This window comes from Pseudomonas sp. CAM1A, assembly GCF_047501685.1.
Taxonomy (GTDB): domain Bacteria; phylum Pseudomonadota; class Gammaproteobacteria; order Pseudomonadales; family Pseudomonadaceae; genus Aquipseudomonas.
This window is the reverse complement of sequence record NZ_JBFNXP010000014.1, coordinates 1-23,314: the sequence shown is the minus strand read 5'-3', so window position 1 is coordinate 23,314 and position 23,314 is coordinate 1. Positions and strand designations below refer to the sequence as shown.

At 65.9% G+C, this 23,314-nt stretch carries 22 protein-coding genes and 1 pseudogene; 7 read left to right on the top strand and 16 right to left on the bottom strand.

Annotation, left to right across the window (positions count from 1 at the left end; genetic code table 11):
- Positions 1–49: 49 nt before the first annotated feature.
- Genes ABZO33_RS24275 through ABZO33_RS24250 form a run of 6 tightly spaced genes read right to left on the bottom strand, consistent with a single transcriptional unit; the run spans position 50 to position 4,597 of the window.
- Positions 50–610: a DUF4136 domain-containing protein gene (locus ABZO33_RS24275; RefSeq protein WP_414538115.1), complete on the bottom strand. Its 561-nt coding sequence runs from the start codon at positions 608–610 to the stop codon at positions 50–52.
- Positions 611–629: 19 nt separating this feature from the next.
- The gene (locus ABZO33_RS24270) at positions 630–1,262 is read right to left on the bottom strand and encodes a DUF4136 domain-containing protein (protein WP_414538114.1); all 633 of its coding nucleotides are present in this window, start codon (positions 1,260–1,262) and stop codon (positions 630–632) included.
- 20 nt (positions 1,263–1,282) lie between these two features.
- Positions 1,283–2,032 (bottom strand): methyltransferase domain-containing protein, encoded by a 750-nt coding sequence (locus ABZO33_RS24265; RefSeq protein WP_401112006.1) that lies wholly within the window; start codon positions 2,030–2,032, stop codon positions 1,283–1,285.
- The gene (locus ABZO33_RS24260) at positions 2,029–2,334 is read right to left on the bottom strand and encodes a MazG-like family protein (RefSeq protein WP_186520977.1); all 306 of its coding nucleotides are present in this window, start codon (positions 2,332–2,334) and stop codon (positions 2,029–2,031) included. The genes ABZO33_RS24265 and ABZO33_RS24260 overlap by 4 nt, the downstream gene beginning before the upstream one ends.
- A gap of 56 nt (positions 2,335–2,390) precedes the next feature.
- Positions 2,391–3,242: a MaoC family dehydratase gene (locus tag ABZO33_RS24255; protein ID WP_414538113.1), complete on the bottom strand. Its 852-nt coding sequence runs from the start codon at positions 3,240–3,242 to the stop codon at positions 2,391–2,393.
- 2 nt (positions 3,243–3,244) lie between these two features.
- The gene (locus ABZO33_RS24250) at positions 3,245–4,597 is read right to left on the bottom strand and encodes a 3-oxoacyl-ACP reductase (RefSeq protein ID WP_414538112.1); all 1,353 of its coding nucleotides are present in this window, start codon (positions 4,595–4,597) and stop codon (positions 3,245–3,247) included.
- A gap of 115 nt (positions 4,598–4,712) precedes the next feature.
- On the opposite strand from ABZO33_RS24250, the gene ABZO33_RS24245 reads away from it, so the two are divergent.
- Complete coding sequence (locus ABZO33_RS24245) at positions 4,713–5,990, top strand: acetyl-CoA C-acetyltransferase (protein WP_046854143.1); 1,278 nt, start codon at positions 4,713–4,715, stop codon at positions 5,988–5,990.
- A gap of 59 nt (positions 5,991–6,049) precedes the next feature.
- Positions 6,050–6,826, top strand: a complete 777-nt coding sequence (locus ABZO33_RS24240) for an AraC family transcriptional regulator (RefSeq protein ID WP_414538111.1) — start codon at positions 6,050–6,052, stop codon at positions 6,824–6,826.
- Positions 6,827–6,892: 66 nt separating this feature from the next.
- On the opposite strand, the gene ABZO33_RS24235 is transcribed toward ABZO33_RS24240, so the two are convergent.
- The 5 genes and pseudogenes from ABZO33_RS24235 to ABZO33_RS24215 all read right to left on the bottom strand — a co-directional run bounded on the left by ABZO33_RS24235 (position 6,893) and on the right by ABZO33_RS24215 (position 12,276).
- Positions 6,893–7,621, bottom strand: coding sequence for a methyl-accepting chemotaxis protein (locus tag ABZO33_RS24235; protein ID WP_414538147.1), 729 nt, complete (start codon positions 7,619–7,621; stop codon positions 6,893–6,895).
- A gap of 129 nt (positions 7,622–7,750) precedes the next feature.
- Positions 7,751–8,683: pseudogene (locus tag ABZO33_RS24230) on the bottom strand (cache domain-containing protein); the annotation flags it as partial.
- A 351-nt stretch (positions 8,684–9,034) separates the two neighbouring features.
- The gene (cueR, locus tag ABZO33_RS24225) at positions 9,035–9,439 is read right to left on the bottom strand and encodes a Cu(I)-responsive transcriptional regulator (protein WP_023631307.1); all 405 of its coding nucleotides are present in this window, start codon (positions 9,437–9,439) and stop codon (positions 9,035–9,037) included.
- Positions 9,436–11,835, bottom strand: a complete 2,400-nt coding sequence (locus tag ABZO33_RS24220) for a heavy metal translocating P-type ATPase (RefSeq protein WP_414538110.1) — start codon at positions 11,833–11,835, stop codon at positions 9,436–9,438. The genes cueR and ABZO33_RS24220 overlap by 4 nt, the downstream gene beginning before the upstream one ends.
- A gap of 54 nt (positions 11,836–11,889) precedes the next feature.
- Positions 11,890–12,276 carry a hypothetical protein gene (locus tag ABZO33_RS24215; protein WP_414538109.1) on the bottom strand — a complete coding sequence of 129 codons (387 nt, stop codon included), beginning with the start codon at positions 12,274–12,276 and terminating at the stop codon, positions 11,890–11,892.
- A 146-nt stretch (positions 12,277–12,422) separates the two neighbouring features.
- Between ABZO33_RS24215 and ABZO33_RS24210 the strand changes: the two genes are divergently transcribed.
- The 3 genes from ABZO33_RS24210 to ABZO33_RS24200 all read left to right on the top strand — a co-directional run bounded on the left by ABZO33_RS24210 (position 12,423) and on the right by ABZO33_RS24200 (position 15,324).
- Positions 12,423–12,620 (top strand): heavy-metal-associated domain-containing protein, encoded by a 198-nt coding sequence (locus ABZO33_RS24210; RefSeq protein WP_414538108.1) that lies wholly within the window; start codon positions 12,423–12,425, stop codon positions 12,618–12,620.
- A gap of 171 nt (positions 12,621–12,791) precedes the next feature.
- Positions 12,792–13,973 (top strand): multidrug effflux MFS transporter, encoded by a 1,182-nt coding sequence (locus tag ABZO33_RS24205; RefSeq protein ID WP_414538107.1) that lies wholly within the window; start codon positions 12,792–12,794, stop codon positions 13,971–13,973.
- Positions 13,974–14,613: 640 nt separating this feature from the next.
- Entirely contained in the window at positions 14,614–15,324 is a 711-nt protein-coding gene (locus tag ABZO33_RS24200) for a transcriptional regulator (RefSeq protein ID WP_414538106.1), read from the top strand.
- Here ABZO33_RS24200 and ABZO33_RS24195 read toward each other — a convergent pair.
- From ABZO33_RS24195 to ABZO33_RS24175, 5 genes are all read right to left on the bottom strand, one after another.
- Positions 15,321–16,271, bottom strand: coding sequence for an adenosine deaminase (locus tag ABZO33_RS24195; RefSeq protein WP_414538105.1), 951 nt, complete (start codon positions 16,269–16,271; stop codon positions 15,321–15,323). The two genes, ABZO33_RS24200 and ABZO33_RS24195, sit on opposite strands and share 4 nt — an antisense overlap.
- An 87-nt stretch (positions 16,272–16,358) precedes the next feature.
- The gene (locus ABZO33_RS24190; protein ID WP_414538104.1) at positions 16,359–17,045 is read right to left on the bottom strand and encodes an SDR family oxidoreductase; all 687 of its coding nucleotides are present in this window, start codon (positions 17,043–17,045) and stop codon (positions 16,359–16,361) included.
- Positions 17,046–17,492: 447 nt separating this feature from the next.
- The gene (locus ABZO33_RS24185) at positions 17,493–18,077 is read right to left on the bottom strand and encodes an IMPACT family protein (RefSeq protein WP_414538103.1); all 585 of its coding nucleotides are present in this window, start codon (positions 18,075–18,077) and stop codon (positions 17,493–17,495) included.
- A 9-nt stretch (positions 18,078–18,086) separates the two neighbouring features.
- Positions 18,087–18,749 carry a TetR/AcrR family transcriptional regulator gene (locus ABZO33_RS24180; protein WP_414538102.1) on the bottom strand — a complete coding sequence of 221 codons (663 nt, stop codon included), beginning with the start codon at positions 18,747–18,749 and terminating at the stop codon, positions 18,087–18,089.
- Positions 18,750–18,834: 85 nt separating this feature from the next.
- Positions 18,835–19,752: a LysR family transcriptional regulator gene (locus tag ABZO33_RS24175; RefSeq protein ID WP_414538101.1), complete on the bottom strand. Its 918-nt coding sequence runs from the start codon at positions 19,750–19,752 to the stop codon at positions 18,835–18,837.
- A gap of 119 nt (positions 19,753–19,871) precedes the next feature.
- Between ABZO33_RS24175 and ABZO33_RS24170 the strand changes: the two genes are divergently transcribed.
- Positions 19,872–21,218, top strand: coding sequence for an aspartate aminotransferase family protein (locus ABZO33_RS24170; RefSeq protein ID WP_046854153.1), 1,347 nt, complete (start codon positions 19,872–19,874; stop codon positions 21,216–21,218).
- Between the two features lie 71 nt (positions 21,219–21,289).
- Positions 21,290–22,783, top strand: a complete 1,494-nt coding sequence (locus ABZO33_RS24165) for a CoA-acylating methylmalonate-semialdehyde dehydrogenase (RefSeq protein ID WP_414538100.1) — start codon at positions 21,290–21,292, stop codon at positions 22,781–22,783.
- Positions 22,784–23,314: the final 531 nt, after the last annotated feature.

The following is a 23,314-nucleotide window of genomic DNA, read 5'->3' as shown; positions in this document are numbered from 1 at the left end:
GCGGCGCATCGCGGGGGCGGGGCAGCGGGTTTGCCGCGCAATCAGGGGCTCACTGTGGCGGATAGTTGCTCAGCACCTGGGTCACGGTCTTCTGGATCGCCGCGTTGCGTTCCTGCGGGCTGGGTGGGTAGTTGTTCATGATCTGTTCGGCGCTGCCACGCCACACCAGCTTGCCGTCACGCCCATCGAACAGGTCGACCTGGATGGTCGCCACCTTGTAGTCGACGCTGCGGGTCTCGTTGTACATCGGCCCGCCCCAGTAGCCGCCCCAATAACCGCCCCAGGCGCCGCCGTAGTTGGTGGTGATCTGCTGCTGGCGGTCTTCGACGATCAGGTAGGCGCGCACCTTCACATCGGCCCGGGCACCGCCCTGGGCCGGGCGCAGGCCACGCTGGTCGAGCTGGCCGGCGACTGCCTGGCGGATGCGCTGCTCGGTCAGGTCGCTCTTGATCCGCGGATCGTCCGGGCGATATTGCAGGGCCGGCTCCTGCCAGGCCCAACTGCGGTAGGCGGCGAAGTCGCGGCTGGCATCGAAGTCCTGCTGCACATTGTTACTCGAACAGGCCGCCAGCAGCAGGGCGAAGGACAGAAGTACGAGACGGCGCAACATGATGGTTCTCCGTAAAGGGTCAGCTGGGAGGATAGCCGCTCATCGCCTTGCTCACCGACTCGCGCAGGGCGCTTTCGCGTTCACGCGGCGAGTCCTTGTCGCTGCCGCTTTCGGCGCTGGCGCTCCACACCGGCTGGCCGTTGCGGGCATCGAACAGGTCGATGCGCACCACCATCACCTCGACCTGGTAGGTGCGCACGATCGGCACGCTGGCGTAGCCGCCATAACCATTGCGGTAGCCGCCGTAGCCGACGCTGCCGTAGGGGTAGGGGCCGTAATAGGGATCGTAGTCGTAGTCGCGCACCTGGCGCAGGCGCCGCTCCAGGCGCACGTCGGCGCTGACCAGCAGGTCGGCTGGCGCATTGCGGGCCGGGCGCAGGCCGTGCTGGTCGAGGGCACCGCTCACCGCGTCGGCCAGCTGACCCGGCGTGGCGTTCGCCAGGCCGCCGGGGGGCTGGCTGTTGCGCCAGCTCCAGCTGCGGTAACGGCCATAGTCGCGCGGTGGCGTGGGGTAGGCGCTGGCGTCGAAGGTACCGGCGGCCTGGGGTGGTGCCGGTGGCAGCGGCTTGCCGCTGGCGACATAGGGGTTGCTGCCCTGGCAGGCGGCCAGGGCGAGGGGGAGCAGGGCCAGGCAGAGCAGACGGTACGGCATGTATCCTCCTGGCGAGCGGTTCAGTGGGGCCGGCAGATCCAGTGCAGGTAGCGGCCCAGGCCGGCAAAGCTGGGGTGGCGGCGGTGCGCCAATTCCATCTCCAGCAGGTCGAGCAGCTCGGCCTTGTCCTGGAATTCCTTGGGCATGTAGTCGTGGAACACCCGTACGCCGCTTTCGCTTTCGACCTGCCACATGGGATCAAGTTGCGCCTTGAGCTCGCGTGGATCAAGTGGTTTCTGTGGCGTCAGGCTCTGCTTCTCGCCGGCCAGGCGGTTGTGCCGCAGCTTGCGGAAATGGCCCTTGAGCAGGTTGCGGTAGACCAGCGCGTCGCGGTTGTAGAAGGCCAGCGACAGCCAGCCGCCGGGCGCGGTCAGCTGGTGCAGCACCGGCAGGATGCTTTCGGGTTCGGCCAGCCATTCGAGCACGGCATGGCACAGCACCAGGTCGTAGGGTTCAGTGAGCTGGCCAAGCAGGTCCTGCCAGGGCGCCTGGATGAACGTTGCCTGCTGCCCGGCCTCGGCGAAGCGCGCACGGGCACCGTCGAGCATCGGCGCGGCGGGCTCGGCGAGGGTCAGCTGGTGACCGCGCTGGGCCAGCCACAGGGCCATGTGGCCGAGGCCCGCGCCGATGTCGAGTACCCGCAACGGGCGGTCGGGCAGCGTTTCGGCCAGGTCGGCCTGGAGCACCGCCAGGCGGATCGCCCCCTTGGCACCACCATAGATCTTCTCGGCGAAGCGGCTGGCCAGCTCATCGAAATGACGGTCGTTCATTTGGCGAAGCGCCTCTCGCTGTCGGCGAGCTTGGCCCGCACCACCTCGTTCATGTCCAGGCCAAGCTCGCTGCACAGCAGCAGCAGGTAGAGGACGATATCGCCCACTTCCTGGCCGGCGTGGGCAAGCTGCTCGGCGGGCAGCTGGCGCGACTGGTCTTCGCTCAGCCACTGGAAGATCTCCACCAGCTCGGCCATTTCGACGCTGGCGGCCATGGCCAGGTTCTTCGGGCTGTGGAAACCCCGCCAGTCGTTGGTGTCGCGGATGCGGTGCAGGCGTTCGGTCAGTTCTTGCAGGTTCATCGGGATCTCCTCGTGGCGCATAGCTTCCGGCGAGGTTCCTTGCAAAGCAAGCCCGATCAGAGCGCGCGCCAGCTGCCGAGCATGTGCACCAGCCCAGCGTGGCCATCCAGGCGCAGCTCGCCGGCCGGCCCCGCCTCGCTGGCGCTCAGCACTACCTCCGACGGCAAGCGCACCGGTTTGTGGAAATCCACCGCGAATTCATAACCGGCTTTTGGCAGGTGCCCCTGCAGCGCCGCCAGCGCCATGGCCTTGCTCCACATGCCGTGGGCGATGGCCCTGGGGAAACCGAACAGCCGCGCGCTGAGGCTGCTCAGGTGGATCGGGTTGTAGTCGCCGCAGACCCTGGCATAGCGCCGGCCGATGTCGCTGTCGGCGTACCAGCGGGTGGCCTCGGGCAGTGCGGCGGGCGCCTCTGCGGTGGCGCTGGTGGCCTGTTGCTCGAGCTTGAGGCCGCGCACCAGCATGCGGCTGGTCTCGCGCCAGAGCAGCCCGAGCCCGTCCTCGGCTTCGGTCACCAGGTCGAAGGTGCCGCCCTTCTCGTGGGGCTGCAGGTTGTCGGCGGATACCGCAAAGCGCAGCCCATCGATGCCGCCCAGCGGGCGCAGCACCTGCAGGCTGTTGTGCAGGTGTACCAGCCCGAGCAGGGGGAAGGGGAAGTCGTCGCCGGTGAGCAGCTGCAATTGCAGGCTGAAGGCCATGACGTGTGGGTAGGTGCCCGGCAGGCGGCCGTCATCGGCGAAGTGGCAGAGCCGGCGGTAGGCCGCCAGGTTGGCGCCATCCACCCGCAGATAGCAGCGCAGGCCTGTCTCCGGCAACTGGCTGCCACGGATCTTGCGTCTGCCAAGGGCGCGCAGGTAGAGGTTCAGGCGTGAGTCGGGGCTGTGCAGGTCGTGCCAGGGTCGGGTCATGGTCAGGCTCCCATCAAGGCCTGGCCGCAGACCCGCAGGGCCTGGCCGTTTACCGCGCCGGAACCTGGCTGGCTGAGCCAGGCGATGGCTTCGGCGACATCCTGCGGCAAGCCGCCCTGGCCGAGCGAGCTCAGGCGCCGGCCGGCCTCGCGCAGGCCCATGGGCATGGCTGCGGTCATGTGCGTCTCGATAAAGCCCGGCGCCACCGCGTTGATGCTGGCGCCCTGTGCGGCCAGGCGCGGCGCCCAGGCCTGGGCGAAACCGATCAGCCCGGCCTTGCTCGCCGCGTAGTTGGACTGGCCGCGGTTGCCGGCGATGCCGCTGACCGAGGCGAGCAGGGTGATGCGGGCGTCGCGGTGCAGCTTGCCACCCTCGAACAGCGCCTGGGTCAGCACTTGCGGGGCCTTGAGGTTGACGGCCAGCACCGCGTCCCAGTATTCCGGGGTCATGTTGGCAAGGGTCTTGTCGCGGGTGATGCCGGCGTTGTGCACCACGATGTCCAGGCCTTGCGGCAAGGCTTCGAGCAACTGCGCGGCGGCATCGGCGGCGCAGATATCCAGGGCCAGGGCGCGGCCGCCCAGGCGCGCGGCGAGGGCGTCGAGGTCGCGCTGCGCCTGAGGTACGTCGAGCAAGGTCACCTCGGCGCCATCGCGGGCCAGCGTTTCGGCGATGGCTGCGCCGATACCCCGCGCGGCGCCAGTGACCAGGGCGTGGCGGCCGGCCAGCGGGCGGGTCCAGTCTTCGACCTGGGCGGCGCACGCCGACAGGCGCAGGACCTGGCCGGAAACGAAAGCACTCTTGGGCGAGAGGAAGAAGCGCAGCGCGCCTTCGAGCTGGTCTTCGGCGCCGTCACCGACATACAACAGGTTGGCCGTGGCGCCGTTGCGCAACTCCTTGGCCAGCGAACGGCTGAAACCCTCCAGGGCACGTTGGGCGACACTGGCTTGCGCATCGTCCAGGCTTTCCGGGGCGCGCCCCAGGATCACCACATGGGCGCTGGGCGCCAGGCTGCGCAGCAAGGGCTGGAAGAATTCGCGCAACTGCTTGAGCGCATCGCTGTCGGACAAGTGACTGGCATCGAACACCACGGCCTTGAGTTTCGGCCCCAGGCCCGCGACCCAGGCGGGGGCGTCGAGCGCTTCGGCACCGAAGCCGTAGCAATCGGCGGTCAGGCGTGGGGCGATTGCCGCGACCTGGCTGGCCAGCGGGCCGCCACCGAGCACCAGCGCGCCCTCGATGGGGCGCAGGCGCCCGGCCTGCCAGCGCTCCAGCGGCACCGGGCGCGGCAGGCCGAGGGCATCGACCAGTTTGCGGCCAAGGGTGGAGTTGGCAAAGCCCAGATAGCGGTCGCTCATGTACGGTTCTCCCTGAAGGCAAGCATGCAAGTGTGGACCAACTTTGTGGCAGGGTCGTTCGAATAGCCGAAAAGAACCTAGTCTTAAGGCTCAAATTGTTTCAGGAGGAACAGGCATGCAGTCAATTCGCCGGGTCGCGATCCTGGGGGGCAACCGGATTCCCTTCGCCCGCTCCAATGGCGCCTACGCCAAGGCCAGCAACCAGGCAATGCTCACCGCCGCCCTCGAAGGCCTGGTGGAGCGTTACCGCCTGCACGGGCTGCGCCTGGGCGAGGTCGCGGCGGGGGCGGTGCTCAAGCACTCGCGTGACATGAACCTGACCCGCGAGTGCGTGCTCGGCTCGCGGTTGTCGCCGCAGACGCCGGCCTACGATATCCAGCAGGCCTGCGGTACCGGGCTGGAGGCGGCGTTGCTGGTGGCCAACAAGATCGCCCTGGGGCAGATCGACAGCGGCATCGCCGGCGGCGTCGACACCACCTCGGATGCCCCCATCGCGGTGAGCGAAGGGCTACGCCAGATCCTGCTGCAGGCCAACCGTGGCAAGAGTCTCGGCGAGCGCCTCAAACCTTTCCTCAAGTTGCGTCCGGGCCTGCTCAAGCCCGAGCTGCCGCGCAACGGCGAGCCGCGCACGGGGCTGTCGATGGGCGAGCATTGCGAGCGCATGGCGCAAACCTGGCAGATCGAGCGCGGCGACCAGGATGCGTTGGCGCTGCTCAGCCATCAGCACCTGGCGGCGTCCTATCGCGAGGGCTGGCACGACGACCTGCTCACGCCTTACCTGGGCCTGACCCGCGACAACAACCTGCGCGCCGACCTCACCCTGGAACAGCTGGCCAAGCTCAAGCCGGTGTTCGAGCGCAGCGGCCTTGGCACGCTCACCCCGGGCAACTCCACGCCGCTGACCGATGGTGCCTCGCTGGTGCTGCTTGGCAGCGAGGCCTGGGCCGAGGAGCATGGCCTCAAGGTGCAGGCCTACCTGGTCGACGGCGAGGCGGCGGCGGTGGATTTCGTCCATGGCCAGGAGGGCCTGCTGATGGCGCCGGTGTACGCGGTGCCGCGGCTGTTGGCACGCAACGGCCTGACCTTGCAGGACTTCGATTTCTACGAAATCCACGAAGCCTTTGCCGCCCAGGTGCTGTGCACCCTCAAGGCCTGGGAAGATGCCGATTACTGCCGCACACGGCTGGGGCTCGATGCGCCGCTCGGTGCGATTGACCGTACCAGGCTGAACGTGAAGGGCAGTTCGCTGGCCGCAGGGCATCCCTTCGCCGCGACGGGTGGGCGGATCCTGGCGAACATGGCCAAGCTGCTCAGCGAGCGCGGCAAGGGGCGCGGCCTGATCTCCATCTGCGCGGCGGGCGGGCAGGGGGTGACGGCGATCATTGAACGATAGGTTCGGCGTTGACTGCGATGGCTGATACCCTTGTCCGTCCCGAGACACCAGGCTCCATCATGTCGACTATCGGCCCGCGCCCCATCCCCACGCTGGACCACCTGCCCAGGCCGCTCTACGCCCGCGCCGAAAGCCTCGGCGCCGGTTCCTGGACCACCCGCCACCGCCACGACTGGGTGCAGTTCTCCTACGCCATCAGCGGCGTGCTTGGCGTGTACACCAGCGACGGCAGCTACTTCGCCCCACCGCAATGGGGGGTGTGGATCCCGGCCGGCATCGAGCACGAGGTGGTGACCTCGATGCAGGCCGAGATGCGCAGTTTGTATGTGCGCAGCGATGCCTGCCCATGGTCGCCCAGCGAATGCCGGGTGCTGGAGGTCACGCCGCTGGCGCGCGAGCTGATCAAGCAGTTCTGCACCTTCACGGTGGCCTATCCGGAAGATGACAGTGCCGAGGCGCGGCTGGTGGCGGTGTTGCTGGACCAGCTGCGCACCCTGCCGCAGGTGGGCTTCTCGCTGCCGTTGCCGCGCCATCCGGGGTTGCTGGCGCTGTGCAACGGGCTGATCGCCGCGCCCGACCAGGTGCAGACCTTGCAGCAGTGGGCCGTGCAACTGGGGGTGTCGGAAAAGACCCTGATGCGCCTGTTCCAGCGCGAGACTGGGCTGAGCTTTCGCAACTGGCGCCAGCGCATGCGCCTGTTGACGTCGCTGGCGCTGCTGGAAGCGGGGGAGAGCGTCACCCAGGCGGCGCTGGGCTGCGGCTATGACTCGACCTCGGCCTACATTGCCGCGTTCAAGCAGTTGTTCGGGGCGACGCCGGGGGAGCTTCGCCTGTAGACGGTAAAAGGCCGGTCGGGGGGCAACCGCGCGTCTACAAGAGCGCGCTTGCCCGCCGACGCAGGTTCAAGTCTTGAACCGGCGCACCAGCGCATCCAGCTCGCTGGACAGCCCGGCCAAACTCTCGGAGTCCTGGCGCGCCGCCTGGGCCAGCTCCGCCACCAGTTGGGCATCGCCATGGATCTGGCTGATGTGGCGGTTGATGTCCTCGGCCACCTGGTGCTGCTCCTCGGCGGCGGTGGCGATCTGGGTGTTCATGTCGCGGATGACGTCCACCGATTCGCGGATCTGGCCAAAGCTGTCGCGGGCCAGGCCGATACGGCTGACCGACTGCTGCGACACCTCGATGCTGGCGTGCATCTGCTCGGCCACCTGGGCCGTGCGGCTGGCCAGGTTGCCCAGCAGGCCGTCGATCTCGGCGGTGGAGTCGGCGGTGCGCTTGGCCAAGGCGCGGACTTCGTCGGCGACCACGGCAAAGCCGCGGCCCTGCTCGCCGGCGCGGGCGGCCTCGATGGCGGCGTTGAGCGCCAGCAGGTTGGTCTGTTCGGCAATCGAGCGGATGGTGCCGAGGATCGACTGGATGGCATTGCTGTCGCGTTCCAGTTGCTGGATCGACTGCGCCGACTGCTCGATTTCCTGGCTCAGGCGATCGACGCTCTGTACCGCCGCGTCGATCTGCTGCTGCCCTTCGCGGGCCTGCTGCTGGCCGCTGTCGGCCGATTGCGCGGCCTGGCTGCAGGAGCGGGCCACTTCGTTGGCGGTAGCGACCATCTCATGGAAGGCCGTGGAAACCATGTCCACCGCCTCGCGCTGACGCCCGGCGGCTTCGGCCATGTCGCCGGAGACGCGGGTCGAGCTGTTGGAGGTGCTGAGGATCTTGCTCGCCGCACCGCCGATGTGCTGGATCAGGCTGCGGATGGCGCCGAGGAACTGGTTGAACCAGCTGGCCAGCTGGGCGGTTTCGTCGCGGCCGCGGATCTCCAGGTTGCGGGTCAGGTCGCCTTCGCCCTGGGCGATGCCCTCCAGGCCGTTGGTGACGCTGTTGATCGGGCGCACGATGAGCTTGGCGAACGCCGCGCCCACCACGGCGAACACGGCGGCCAGGAGCAACGCGACGACGCCGATCAGCCACGTAAGGCGAGTGGTGGTCTGCATCACTTCGTCATGCTGGATCAGGCCGATGAAGGTCCAGCCAAGTTTCTCGTCGGGGTAGACGTTGGCCATGTAGCGCTCGCCGTTCAATTGCACTTCGGCCAGGCCCTTGCCGGCCTTGGCCAGCTCGGCGTAGCCGTCGCCCAGGCTGGCGAGCTGTTTGAAGTTGTGGCTGGCATCGCGCGGATCGACCATCACGTTGCCGTTGTTTTCCATGAGGATCAGGTAGCCGCTCTCGCCCAGCTTGATCTGCTTGACGATCTCGGTCAGGCCCTTGAGCGACACATCGATGTTGACCACGCCGCCCGGGTTGCCCAGCGTGTTGGCCACGGCGCGCACGGTGCTGACCAGCACGGCGTCGTCGCCGGCCCAATAGTAGGGCGCGGTGCGCAGGGTCTTGCCGGGGTTGGCCATGGCCGCCTGGTACCAGGGGCGGGTGCGCGGGTCGTAGTTGGCCATTTTCGGATCGCCCGGCCAGAACGCGTAGCCGCCGTCCTTCAGGCCGTAGGACACATAGGCGTAGTCCGGGTGGCTCTGGGCCAGGCGGCTGAACAGGTCGAACAGCGCCTTGTCCTGCTCGCCGGGGGCGATGTTGGCGGCATCGGCGCTGATGTGCTTCTTGACGTTGTCAGCGCTGGCCGCCACCAGGGGTTGCGCGGCCAGGTAGTCGACGTTCTGGGTGATGCCCTGGAAGAAGATGTCCATGGCGTTGCCGACCTGGCGAATCTCCCGGCTGCTGTTGTCGAGAAAATCGTCGCGGGCTTCGCCGCGCAGGTTGAGCACCACCAGGGTGGCGACCAGGACGATGGGCAGGCCGGCGATGATGGCGAAGGCCCAGGTGAGTTTCTGCTTGATGTTCATCCACGCTCCCAGATTGTTCTTGTCGTTGCACGAGGCTGTAACAGTGCATCGGCAAAGCCTGGGTTTTATGTAGGCGAACACCCGTATTTATTGGGTGAAAAGGCTATTCAAGGGGATATTGGTCAGGCTTTGCTAATATGGCATACCAAAAATGCCCGCAGGAGCGGCGTACTGGCGCTCCTGCAGGCGTCGCCCTCAGTGACAGCAACCGCTGCCATTGGCCAGGTCCTTGAGGATCGGGCAGTCCGGGCGGTCATCGCCCTGGCAGTGGGCCACCAGCTCACCGAGGGTGTCGCGCAGGCTCACCAGCTCCTCGATGCGCTGGTTCAGCGCGTCGATATGCTGCATGGCCAGGGCCTTCACGTCGGCGCTGGCGCGCTGGCGGTCCTGCCACAGGGTCAGCAGCTTGGCGACTTCGTCCAGGGAGAAGCCCAGGTCCCGCGAGCGCTTGATGAACGCGAGGCTGTGCAGGTCTTCCTGCTGGTACAGGCGATAGCCGCTTTCGCTGCGCGTGGCGGGGCGCAACAGGCCGATGGACTCGTAGTAGCGGATCATCTTGGCGCTGAGCCCGCTGCGGCGGGCGGCCTGGCCGATGTTCATGGCGCCTCCTGTTCGATGGCGGTGGGTTTCCAGGTTTTCAGCCACAGGGCGTTGCTGACCACGCTGACGCTGGACAACGCCATGGCGGCGCCGGCCAGTACCGGGTTGAGGTAGCCGAACGCGGCCAGGGGGATGCCGACCAGGTTGTAGATGAAGGCCCAGAACAGGTTCTGGCGGATCTTCGCATAGGTCTTGCGGCTGATTTCCAGAGCCGCAGGCACCAGGCGCGGATCGCCGCGCATCAGGGTGATGCCGGCGGCCTGCATGGCCACGTCGGTGCCGCCGCCCATGGCGATGCCGATATCGGCGGCGGCCAGTGCCGGGGCGTCGTTGATGCCGTCGCCGACCATGGCCACCACGCCTTGCTGCTTGAGCGCGGCGACTGTGGCCGCCTTGTCCGCCGGCAGCACTTCGGCATGCACGTCATCGATGCCCAGGGCGTCGGCCACCACCTTGGCGCTGCCACGGTTGTCGCCCGTCAGCAGGTGGCTGCTGATGCCACGCGCATGCAACGCGTCGATGGCCGCGCCGGCGCCGGGCTTGAGGCTGTCGCCGAAGGCGAACAGGCCGAGCACGCGTGGCTGCTGGCCGAGTTCGATCAACCAGGACAGCGTGCGGCCCTCGGCTTCCCAGGCCTGCGCATTATCGGCCAGGCCGCCCGGCGGCAGGTTGTTTTCGTCGAGCAGGCGGCGGTTGCCCAATGCCAGTTCACGGCCATCCACCTGGCCGGCGATGCCGCGACCGGTAAGGGACTGGCTGTCAGCGACCTGCGGCACGTGCAGGCCTTGCTCGGCGCAGGCGTCGAGTACCGCCTTGGCCAATGGGTGTTCGCTGCCGCGTTGCAGGGCGCCGGCCAGGCGCAGCAACTTGCCGTTGTCGCCGCTGCTGGCCCGGCTGTGGACGATGCGCGGGCTGCCCGAGGTGAGCGTGCCGGTCTTGTCGAACACCACGCTGTTCACCGCATGGGCGCGCTCCAGTGCCTCGGCGTCCTTGATCAGGATGCCGTGGCGGGCGGCGACGCCGGTGCCGGCCATGATCGCGGCGGGCGTGGCCAGGCCGAGGGCGCACGGGCAGGCGATCACCAGTACGGCGACGGCATTGATCAGGGCGGTTTCCAGCGGCGCGCCGGCCAGCCACCAGCCAATCAGGGTGATCAGCGCCAGCACCAGTACCGCCGGCACGAACACCTGGCTGACCCGGTCGACCAGCTTCTGGATGGGCGCCTTGGCCGCCTGGGCGTCCTCGACCAGGCGGATGATGCGCGCGAGCACGGTCTCGGTGCCCAGGGCCAGGGTTTTTACCAGCAGCCGGCCTTCGCCGTTGATGGCGCCGCCGGTAACCGCGTCGCCGGGCTGTTTTGGCACGGGCAGGCTTTCGCCGCTGATCAGCGCTTCGTCGGCATGGCTGCTGCCTTCGAGTACTTCGCCGTCGACCGGGAAGCGCTCGCCAGGTTTGACCAGCACCAGGTCGCCCAGGCGCAACTGGATGATCGGCACGTCTTCTTCATGGCCATCGACTACCCGCACCGCCCGCTCCGGGCGCAGTGCTTCGAGGGCGCGGATGGCGCTGGCGGTCTGGCGCTTGGCGCGGCTTTCCAGGTACTTGCCCAGCAGCACCAGGGCGATGACCACCGCCGAAGCTTCGAAATACAGGTGCGGCTCCATGCCGGCACGGGCATTGGCCCATTGGTACAGGCTCAGGCCGTAGCCGGCACTGGTGCCCAGGGCGACCAGCAGGTCCATGTTGCCGGCTCCGGCGCGCACGGCTTTCCAGGCGGCGACATAGAAGCGTGCGCCGAGGATGAACTGCACTGGCGTGGCCAGCAGGAACTGCGCCCAGGCCGGCAGCATCCAGTGCACACCGAAGGGTTGCGCCAGCATCGGCAATACCAATGGCAGGGCCAGCAGCAAGGCGGCGCCGACCGCCAGGCGTTCGTTGCGCAGGCGACGCTGGGCCAGGGCCTGGTCATCGTCGGCGGTGCGCGGCAGGCTGGCGCTGTAGCCGGCCTTTTCCACCGCGGCGATCAACAGGCCGTCATCGACGGCCTGCAGGACTTCGAGGTGGGCGCGCTCGCTGGCCAGGTTGACGCTGACCTGCTCGACCCCCGGCAACTTGCCGAGGGCGCGTTCGACACGGCCGGCGCAGCTGGCGCAGGTCATGCCGGCGATCTGCAGTTCGAGGGTGCGGGTGGGGACGCTGTAACCGGCGTCGCGCACCGCGCCGACCAACGCCGGCAGGCTATCGGCCGGCGCCTGCACCCGGGCCTGCTCGGTGGCCAGGTTGACGCTGACGTGTTCGGTGCCGGTGACCTTGCGCAGGGCGCGTTCGACCCGACCTGCGCAACTGGCGCAGGTCATGCCGCTGATCGGCAGGTCGAAGGTGGTGGATGCGGGCATGGCTCTCTCCTCCGTGGATAGGCCTTCAGCATCAACCTTGCCATGCGGGCAAGGTCAATAGCCCAGGTTGGCTTGCCTCAATTCCAGGCCCTTTTGCCCTGTGGCGATGCGGTACTTCTTGATCTGCCCCGCCTGCAACGTCAGGCGCGTGCTGCGCTGGTCCTCGATACCTGGGGCGCAACCGGGCGTCTGCCCGGGGAGCAGGCGCAAGCGTACGTCGACAGGGCCCGGTGGCAGGTTGAACGAGGTCGATTGCTCCTGGAACAGCCGGCCGGCCAACTGATCGTTGAGGTAGATACCGATCTCGCAACTGCTGGCCACTTCCAGGCGTTCCCGGGAAATCATCAGCACGCTGTAGTCCGAGTTGCCTTCGGCGCTGGCCGGTGGCACCACGGCCAGCGCGCCCAGCAGTCCGACTAGGCTCATTGCTGCCCTGATCATGAAGAATCTCCTGCTTGCCAAAATCGTCAAAGGCGCAGCTTGGCCGAGCCGCGCAAGGATTTCCAGCCCGGCCGTTTGACGCGGAACTTGACCTTGCCCCGATGGCAAGGCTGAAAGTGGGCAAAACCCACAAGGAGGCAACCCCTATGCAAGTGTTCAATGTACAAGGCATGACCTGTGGTCATTGCGTGAAAGGCGTGACCCGTGCGGTGCAGGAGCAAGACGCGGCGGCGCGGGTGGAAGTGGACCTGGCGGCGCGGCAGGTACGCGTGGATAGCGCCTTGGCGGCGGATCAGATCCTGGCGGCGATTCGTGAAGAGGGGTATCAGGCCGAGGTGGCCTGAGTTGTCGCGCGGTGTGCATGGCGATAGCCTTGCGGCGCCTATTGGATCGAGCGCCGCGCGGGCGGCGCTCGGTCTGAGAGACGGTGCAAGGTTTCCGTCGTGCGTCTACAAAATCAATACAAAGGTTTTCAGGTAGACTAATCGACTTGCTTAGCCTGCTATGGATTCTCCATGAACCTGCGAACCCTGCTGATTCTCGGCGCCCTCAGTGCGTTCGGGCCTTTGGCGATCGACTTCTATCTGCCGGCCTTCCCGGCCATGGCGCATGCCTTTGCCACCGACGAAAAGCATGTGCAGGCGACCCTGGCCGCCTACTTCCTCGGCCTGTCCCTGGGCCAGCTTGCCTATGGCCCAGTGGCCGACCGCTTCGGCCGGCGTATCCCGCTGCTGTTCGGGGTCGGCTTGTTCACCGTGGCTTCCCTGGCCTGTGCCTATGCCCCCAACCTCGACAGCCTGATCGTGGCGCGTTTCGTCCAGGCCCTGGGCGGCTGCGCCGGCATGGTGCTATCGCGGGCGATCGTCAGTGACAAATGCGACGCGGTGGCTTCGGCCAAGGTGTTCTCGCAATTGATGCTGGTGATGGGCCTGGCACCGATCCTCGCACCGATGCTCGGTGGCGTGCTGGTCAATGTGTCCGGTTGGCAGTCGATCTTCCTCGCCCTGAGCCTGTTCAGCGCGGCCTGCCTGGTGGCCGTCGGCCTGGGGCTGCCGGAGAGTCTGCCGGCCCATGTGCCGCGCCAGCCCTTGTCGGGCGCGCTGCGCCAGTACCTGCGGCTGTTCGGTGACCGGGTGTTTGTCGGGCATGCCTTGACCGGCGGTGTCGCCATCGCCGGGATGTTTGCCTACATCGCCGGTTCACCGTTCGTATTCATCAAGTTGTACGGGGTGCCCGCCGAGCACTATGGCTGGCTGTTCGGCACCAATGCCGCAGGCTTCATCCTGATGGCCCAGGTCAATGCGCGCCTGCTGGCCAAGCGTGGCCCGGCGTTCCTGCTGGCGCGGGCAGTGTGGCTGTACCTGGTGGCGGCGCTGGCACTGCTGGTGGTCGCGGCGCTGCGCCCAGCGCAGTTGTGGCCGTTGCTGGTGCCGTTGTTCGTATGCATCGCCAGCCTCGGCTGCATCATCCCCAACGCCTCGGCCTGCGCCATGAGCGGGCAGGGCGCGCGGGCAGGCAGCGCCTCGGCGCTGATGGGCTGCCTGCAGTTCAGCGTCGCCGCGGGTGCGGCTGCGCTGGTCGGGGTGCTGCACGATGGCAGCGCGGTGCCCATGGCGCTGGTGATCAGCCTGTGCGGCGCGCTGGTGGTCAGTGTCGCAATGCTGACCCGGCGGCTGCAGGCCAACCGGCCTGCGTGAGCGCGTGGGGCGCGTTCAGGCGCGCCTCGAGCAGGGCGACGAATGACCGCGCCTCGGCCTCGTTGCGGAAACTCACTACATGCTGATCGAGCTGGACTTGCCAGGGGCAAGCGGGATTTCGGTTCGACGCACTGACGACAATCTTCATCGCGATCCACCTCCAGTGAGCGGGAGCGGAACTAGTGTAGCGCCGCCCCCGGCGCTCGCCATGACCAGGATCAGTCCCCTGACTGACGGTCATGGTGGCCTGAAGTAGGGAGACCTTCTGTTTTGCAGGACAGAAGTTTTCACCGTGCCTATCGGACTTTTCTAGCTTCTTGATCATCACTATCAGCCACGTTGCTGGCGCAGCCACAGTAGAACGGGGGCATGAGCCGTGTCTGCGGCGTAGCGCACTGACAGACACATCTTCCAGAACGGTACTCGGGGGACCAGCGACGACCCATTCCGGGCCTGCCGCCCTCAAGGCGAGCCCCCTCCAGCGGCTTATACTGCCTCCGGCGCCCAATGCCAGCGTGAGATCTTTCCTGGCCTGGCGCTGACCATCCGGCACACGAACAATCCCGTGCTTGCCCGCACCGGCGGCAGGGCGTCAGCGGTTGTCGCCGCCAGACGAGATACATCAGGGAGCTTCAGTTTCATGACCGCAGTCCACAGCATCAGTCAGGTCGCCAGCCTGATGGCCGAACCCAAGCGCAGCGCCATGTTGTGGGCGTTGATCGATGGCACCCCGCGTGCGGCGGACGAGCTTGCCGTGATCACCGGCCTGAGCACTTCCTCGGCCTGCGCGCACCTGTCGCTGCTGTCCAGTGCCGGCTTGCTCAGGCACGAGGCGCGTGGGCGCAAACGCTTCTTCCGCCTGGCAACGCCGGAGGTCGGCACCGCGGTGGAGGCCCTTGCCAGCGTCCAGTTGGCAAGCCGCTCAGCCGGGGGCCAGGGCACCTCGCTGCAAATCCCACTGTCGATGCGCAAGGCGCGCCTGTGCGGCGACCATCTGGGCGGCGAGGTGGCTGCCGCGCTGCTGCATCGGCTGCATGTGGCCGGTTGGTTGGAGGGTAGCGACCAGCAACTGGCCGTGAGCCAGGAGGGCAAGGGGCAACTGGAGGCGCTGGGGGTATTCATCGACGCACTGGCCGCCGCCGACCGGCGTGGCTGCGTGATCTGCCACTGCAGCAAGTGGGACGATCAGGGCCCGCACCTGGGCGGTTACCTGGGCAAGGCGTTGCTCAGGTTGTTCACCCAGTCGGGCTGGGTGCGTGAGCAGGAGGGCAGCCGGGCGGTACACCTTACACCGCTCGGCCAGCAGCAGATCAACGCGATCGCCTGCCTGCCCTCGCGCCAGGCCGGTTAGCGCACCAGGCGTGCGTCCAGGCTGTTCTGCGCCAGGCGGCGTGCCTGGTCCTGGGTCATGCCCAGATGCTCGTGCAGGGCATGGAAGTTCTCGGTGACGTAGCCGCCGAAGTAGGCCGGGTCATCGGAGTTGACCGTGACCTTCACGCCACGCTCGAGCATGTCGAGGATGTTGTGCTGGCTCATGTGGTCGAACACGCACAGCTTGGTGTTGGACAACGGGCAGACGGTCAACGGGATCTGCTCGTCGATGATGCGCTGCATCAGGCGATCGTCCTCGATGGCGCGTACGCCGTGGTCGATACGCTGGATCTTCAGCAGGTCGAGCGCCTCCCAGATGTATTCGGGCGGGCCTTCCTCGCCGGCATGGGCCACGGTCAGGAAGCCTTCGCTGCGGGCACGATCGAAGACGCGCTGGAACTTGCTGGGCGGATGGCCTTTTTCCGAGCTGTCCAGGCCTACGGCGATGAATGCGTCACGGAAGGGCAGGGCCTGGTCGAGGGTCTGCTGCGCCTCGTCCTCGCTCAGGTGGCGCAGGAAGCTGAGGATCAAACCACTGGAGATGCCAAGCTGTTCACGGCCATCCTTGAGTGCCAGGGTGATGCCATTGAGCACCACCTCGAACGGGATGCCCCGGTCGGTGTGGGTCTGCGGGTCGAAGAACGGCTCGGTGTGGATAACGTTCTGCGCCTTGCAGCGTTGCAGGTAGGCCCAGGTCAGGTCGTAGAAATCCTGCTCGGTACGCAGGACATCGGCGCCCTGGTAATAGAGGTCGAGGAATTCCTGCAGGTTGTTGAAGGCATAGGCGCCGCGCAGGGTTTCGACATCGGCCCAGGGCAGCGCGATCTTGTTGCGTTCAGCCAGGGCGAACAGCAGTTCGGGCTCCAGCGAGCCCTCCAGGTGCATGTGCAGTTCCGCCTTGGGCAAGGCGTTCAGCCAGTCATACATGTGTGCAATCTCGATCAGGTACGGTTGGCCGCCATTCTACAGGGCCTGGCTGGGCAATGCGCCCACCCAGGCCTGTCACGCCGTGAATCACCAGGTGAGCGGCTCGCCCTTGTAGTTGATGAAGCGCAGGCCGCCGTTGCCGCTTTGCGCCTTGATCTGCTCGAGCATGCCACGGGTGCTGGTGAGCACGTCGATCTCGGCATTCTCGCCGCCCATGTCGGTCTTCACCCAGCCCGGGTGCATGGCCAGCACGGCAAGGTCGGGGCGCTGCAGCTCGACCACGAAGCTGTTGATCATCGAGTTGAGGGCGGCCTTGCTGGCCTTGTACAGGCAGATCTCGCCGCCGTCGGGGATGGTCACGCTACCCAGGATCGAGCTCATGAAGGCCAGCACGCCGCTGTCTTTGCGGATGAGTTCGGCCAGGCGCCGGGCTACGCGGATCGGCGCCACGGCGTTGGTCATGAACAGCTCGCCGATCTGCTGCACCTGCACGCTTTCCAGGTCCTGTGGCAGCGGGCCCATGACGCCGGCGTTGACGAACACCAGGTCGAACACTTCACCTTGCAGGCGCTGCTTGAGCCCGTCGAGCTGGGCGGTGTCGTTCATCTCCAGACGCTCGATACGCACACCGGCAACGTCGCGCAGAGCGCCTGGCTGTTGCGGGTCACGCACGGTGGCGACGACGTTCCAGCCATCTTCGCGCAGGCGTTGCACCAGCCCCAGGCCAAGGCCTCGGGAGGCGCCGATGATCAGGGCGTTCTTGTTTGCGGTCATTGCGATACTCCATATCAAAGGCGGGGCGAGCGCTGTTGTGCATAGTTTCGCTCGCCGCGCGACAACGGGCTGATTGCCCTCCACCGGGAAAGGCCTGGGTGACGAGCATAAACCAGGTACCTGGCGCTTGCCTTGTGGAGGCTGATCAAAAAACGATCGATTGCCTGGAAAGCCTGTGATGGCTGGGCCAGGCGCTGTAGTTCACGGGTTATCCACAAGCCGCTCCACAGTAATTGTGTGCAAGCGCAGCGGGACTGAAAATGGCGGTTTGGTGGCGGGCTTACATTGAAAGCTGGGGATAACTCACAGTCTTTCAGTCACTTGTGCCGGTGTCACACAAATGTGATCAAAATATGCTCAATGCCTCGCAGGCCTTGTCGCACAAGGCCTGTATCAGCTTGCCCCAAGCTTATCCACAGGCAGGCCCACAGTAGTTGTGGGCAATGTTCACGCTCTTTCCAGCAGGATGCGACCGCGGCTCAGGTCGGCGAGTTGCTGCTGCAGTACATCGAGGTGGCTTTCACCCAGGGCGATGCGCAGGTCGACGCCGTTGGCGGTGAACTGCTCGTCCAGCACCACGCCGTCAACCTCAGCCAGGCGCAGCTTGAGTAGCGCCAGTTCGCTGAAGGTGCAACTGCAACTGAACGCGCTGCGCTGCACCAACACACGCTTGGGTGCCTGCTGCAGGCATTTGTTGGCGCCGCCGCCGTAGGCCCGGGCCAGGCCACCGGTGCCCAGCTGGATGCCGCCGTACCAGCGGATCACCAACACCACCACCTGGTCGCAGTCCTGGGCTTCGATGGCGGCGAGGATCGGCCGCCCGGCCGTGCCGCCCGGTTCGCCGTCATCGCTGCTGCGGTACTGGGCGCCGAGCTTCCAGGCCCAGCAGTTGTGGGTGGCCGCCAGGTCGCTGTGGCGCTCGATGAAGGCCATGGCCTCGGCGGGGCTGCCGATCGGGCCGGCGAGGGTGATGAAGCGGCTCTTGCGGATTTCTTCGCGGAACTCGCAGAGCTCGAGCAGGGTAGAAGGCATAAGTCCGGGTCAGGCGGGCGTGGTGATGCCGCAGCCTTTGAGAATGATGTGGATAAGATTGTTGCTGGCGTCTTCCATGTCCTGTTTGGTCAGGCGGCTGCGGCCGGTGACCTGGCAGATCTGGGTGGCGAAGTCGGCGTAGTGCTGGGTGCTGCCCCAAAGCAGGAAGATCAGGTGCACCGGATCTACCCGGTCCATCTTGCCGGCGTCCATCCAGGCCTGGAACACCGCGGCGCGGCCACGGAACCATTCGCGGTAGTCGGCGCTGAAGTACTCACTCAGGCACTCGCCGCCGCTGATCACTTCCATGGCGAAGATCCGCGAGGCCTGCGGGTTGCGCCGGGAGAACTCCATCTTGGTGCGGATGTACTGGCTGAGCGCCTCGGCCGGGTCGTCCTCCACGCTCAGGGCGTTGAAGGTGCTGTCCCACAGCTCGATGATGTTGCTCAGCACCGCGATATACAGGCCCAGCTTGTTGGTGAAGTAATAATGCAGGTTGGCCTTGGGCAACCCGGCCTTGAGCGCGATGGTGTTCATGCTCGTGCCCTTGTAGCCGTGGCGGGCGAACTCGTCCTCGGCGGCCTGGATGATGGCCTGTTCGTTCTTCTGGCGGATGCGGCCGGCGGGCTTGCCCGAGGTGGGGGAGCGATGCGCAGGGACTTCTAGGGTCATGGACGATTCCGGGCGGGTCGTTACGGATGTCCGACAGATTACCTGCCTGTGGCGAAGTGACAAGCATTAGCGTCAGGGACAGGCATCAGCGTGTCGCAGCCAGGCTCTCGAGGAAGCTTTCCAGCACCAGGTTCGGCCGCCGACCCTTGCGCGTCACCCAGCTCAGGCCCAGGTCATAGAAGCGCTGGGCAGGCTTCAGCGCCCGCAGGCGGCCCTGCTGCACCCAGAAGCTGGCGTAGTGGTCGGGCAGGTAGCCTATGTAGCGGCCCGTCAGGATCAGGAAGGCCATGCCTTCGCGGTCCGAGGCGCTGGCGGTGCAGTGCAGGGCCTGGTAGTGCGCCTGGATGTCAGCGGGCAGGCGGAAGGTCGGGGCGATCGCATCCTGGCCGTTGAGGCGATCGTCATCGATCTGCTGGTCGTCGGCGTAGAACAGCGGGTGGCCCACAGCGCAGTAAAGCAGCGAGCGTTCGCTGTACAGCGGCTGGTATTCAAGCCCCGACAGCGGGCTGGTCTGCGGTACCACGCCCACGTGCAGGCTGCCGTCGAGCACACCTTGCTCGACCTGGCTGGGGGCGATCATGCGGATCTGGATGCGCACGTCGGGGCCGCGGTCCTTGAGTTCGGCCAGGGCGTGGGTAATGCGCATGTGCGGCAGGGTGACCAGGTTGTCGGTGAGGCCGATGTTCAGCTCGCCGCGCAGGTGCTGGTGCAGGCCATTGACCTCGGTGCGGAACGACTCCAGGGCGCTGAGCAGTTGCAGCGCCGAGTGGTAGACCTCGCGCCCCTCCTCGGTCAGCGAGAACCCCGCCCGGCCACGCTGGCACAGGCGCAAGCCCAGGCGTTGCTCGAGGTCGTTCATCTGTTGGCTGATGGCCGAGCGGCCGATGCCCAGGACATTTTCCGCCGCCGAAAAGCCGCCGCACTCGACCACGCTGCGGTAGATCTTCAAGAGGCGAATGTCGAAATCGCTGACTTGGGCGAGGGGATCGGGGCGTCGGCTCATTAGTTTAGTTATCCGCTGACTGAAGGTTAGAAATGCTGGGTTTTTCGAACTTTATCGCCGTGACAACTTAGCTGCAACAACACCCATCGTTGCCTAATCGTCTTTCGAGGAACCGCCCGATGAATATGCCCGAATCCGCTCAAGCCGGTCTGGCCAGCCAGCTCAAGCTGGATGCCCACTGGATGCCGTACACCGCCAACCGCAACTTCCAGCGCGACCCGCGGCTGATCGTGGCGGCCGAAGGCAACTACCTGGTCGACGACAAGGGCCGCAAGGTGTTCGACGCCCTGTCGGGCCTGTGGACCTGCGGCGCCGGGCATACCCGCAAGGAGATCAGCGAGGCGGTGGCCCGCCAGGTCGCCACCCTCGACTATTCGCCGGCCTTCCAGTTCGGCCATCCGCTGTCGTTCCAGCTGGCCGAGAAGATCGCCAACCTGGTGCCGGGCGACCTGAACCACGTGTTCTTCACCAACTCCGGCTCCGAGTGCGCCGACACCGCGCTGAAAATGGTGCGTGCCTACTGGCGCCTGAAAGGCCAGGCCACCAAGACCAAGATCATCGGCCGTGCCCGTGGCTATCACGGGGTGAACATCGCCGGCACCAGCCTGGGTGGCGTCAACGGCAACCGCAAGCTGTTCGGTCAGTTGCTGGACGTCGACCACCTGCCCCACACCGTGCTGCCGGCCAACGTGTTCAGCAAGGGCATGCCGGAAGAGGGCGGTATCGCCCTGGCCGACGAGATGCTCAAGCTGATCGAGCTGCATGACGCCTCGAACATCGCCGCGGTCATCGTCGAGCCGCTGGCCGGCTCCGCCGGTGTGCTGCCGCCGCCGAAGGGCTACCTCAAGCGCCTGCGCGAGATCTGCAGCCAGCACAACATCCTGCTGATCTTCGATGAAGTGATCACCGGCTTCGGCCGCATGGGCGCCATGACCGGTGCCGAAGCCTTTGGCGTGACCCCGGACCTGATGTGCATCGCCAAGCAGGTCACCAACGGCGCCATCCCGATGGGCGCGGTGATCGCCACCGGCGAGATCTACCAGACCTTCATGAACCAGCCGACCCCTGAGTACGCGGTGGAATTCCCCCACGGCTACACCTACTCGGCGCACCCGGTCGCCTGCGCCGCTGGTATCGCCGCGCTGGACCTGCTGCAGAAGGAAAACCTGGTGCAGTCCGCCGCCGAGCTGGCGCCGCACTTCGAGAAGCTGCTGCACGGCGTCAAGGGCACCAAGAACGTCGTCGACATCCGCAACTACGGCCTGGCCGGCGCGATCCAGATCGCCGCGCGCGACGGTGATGCCATCGTTCGTCCGTACGAGGCGGCCATGAAGCTGTGGCAAGCCGGCTTCTATGTACGCTTCGGTGGCGACACCCTGCAGTTCGGGCCGACCTTCAACACCCAGCCACAAGAGCTGGACCGTCTGTTCGACGCCGTGGGCGAAGCCCTGAACAAGGTCGACTGATTTTTCCGATTCTGACGTCGGGCGCGTGAGTACCACGCGCCTGTCTCTACCTTCTTTATCTGGAGTTATGCATGAGCATTGTTCAGCACCTGATCAACGGCGAGCTGGTCAGCAAGGGCGAGCGCACCGCCGATGTCTTCAACCCGTCGACCGGCCAGGCCGTGCGCAAGGTCGAGCTGGCCAGCCGCGCCACCATCCAGCAGGCCATCGATTCGGCCAAGGCCGCCTTCCCGGCCTGGCGCAATACCCCGCCGGCCAAGCGCGCCCAGGTGATGTTCCGCTTCAAGCAACTGCTTGAGCAGAACGAAGCGAAAATCTCGCAGATGATCAGCGAGGAACACGGCAAGACCGTGGAGGACGCTGCGGGCGAACTCAAGCGCGGTATCGAGAACGTCGAGTTCGCCTGCGCCGCCCCGGAGCTGCTCAAGGGCGAGTACAGCCGCAACGTCGGCCCGAACATCGACGCCTGGTCCGATTTCCAGCCGCTGGGCATCGTCGCTGGTATCACCCCGTTCAACTTCCCGGCCATGGTGCCGCTGTGGATGTACCCGCTGGCCATCGCCTGCGGCAACGCCTTCATCCTCAAGCCGTCCGAGCGTGACCCGAGCTCGACGCTGTACATCGCCCAGCTGCTGCTGGAAGCCGGCCTACCGAAGGGCATCCTCAACGTCGTGCATGGCGACAAGGAAGCGGTCGATGCGCTGATCGAGGCGCCAGAGGTCAAGGCCCTGAGCTTTGTCGGTTCGACGCCGATCGCCGAATACATCTATGCCGAGGGCACCAAGCGCGGCAAGCGCGTCCAGGCCCTGGGCGGCGCGAAGAACCATGCGGTGCTGATGCCTGATGCCGACCTGGACAACGCAGTCAGCGCGCTGATGGGCGCGGCCTATGGTTCTTGCGGCGAGCGCTGCATGGCCATTTCGGTGGCGGTGTGTGTCGGCGACCAGGTGGCCGATGCGCTGATCGCCAAGCTGGAGCCGCAGATCAAGGCGCTGAAGATCGGTGCCGGTACGTCCTGCGGCCTGGACATGGGCCCGCTGGTGACTGCGGCCGCCCGTGACAAGGTGGTGGGTTACATTGACGACGGCGTTGCCGCTGGCGCCAGGCTGGTGGTCGATGGGCGCGGTCTGCGTGTGTCCGGTAACGAAGATGGCTATTTCGTCGGTGGCACCTTGTTCGACAAGGTCACCCCCGAAATGCGCATCTATAAGGAAGAGATCTTCGGGCCGGTACTGTGCGTGGTGCGGGTGAGCAGCCTGGAGCAGGCCATGCAGTTGATCAACGAGCATGAGTACGGCAACGGCACTTGCATCTTCACCCGTGACGGTGAGGCGGCGCGGCTGTTCTGCGACGAGATCGAAGTGGGCATGGTCGGCGTCAACGTGCCCCTGCCGGTGCCGGTGGCGTATCACAGCTTCGGTGGCTGGAAGCGTTCGCTGTTTGGTGACCTGCATGCCTATGGGCCGGACGGTGTGCGTTTCTATACCCGTCGCAAGGCGATCACCCAGCGTTGGCCGCAGCGGGCCAGCCATGAGGCGTCGCAGTTTGCCTTCCCTAGCTTGTAAGGGGTAGAGGTGAGAGCGGGGCGGCCGCAAGGCCGCCCCGCTTTGTTTTGAGGTTTTGCTTTATATAACTGAAATAAAGGTTGACGGGGTTTCAGATCCCCTTATAATGCGCCCCACTTCCAGCGACATCGGAACGAAAAACTCCTTGAATATCAATGAGTTGATTGTTGAAGAGGGTTGCGGAGGTGCTTCGTTCTCACGATCGGCAGCGGTGAAAAAGGCAGTTGACAGCAGGTTGTAACGCTGTATGATTCGCCTCCCGCTACGAGAGTTCGCAGCGAGTCAAGTGTTTGAAGTGAAACGAAAAACTTCAAAATAAACGCTTGACACGAAATGAGGGAAGCGTAGAATGCGCGCCTCGGCTGAGACGAAAAGCTCTTGGCCAAACGCTCTTTAACAAATTGAATCAAGCAATTCGTGTGGGTGCTTGTGAGTATGGACTGATAGTCGCCAAGATTATCAGCATCACAAGTGGCCATGCGAGAAATCACATAGTCATTTGAGATTGCTGAGCCAAGTTTAGGGTTTCTT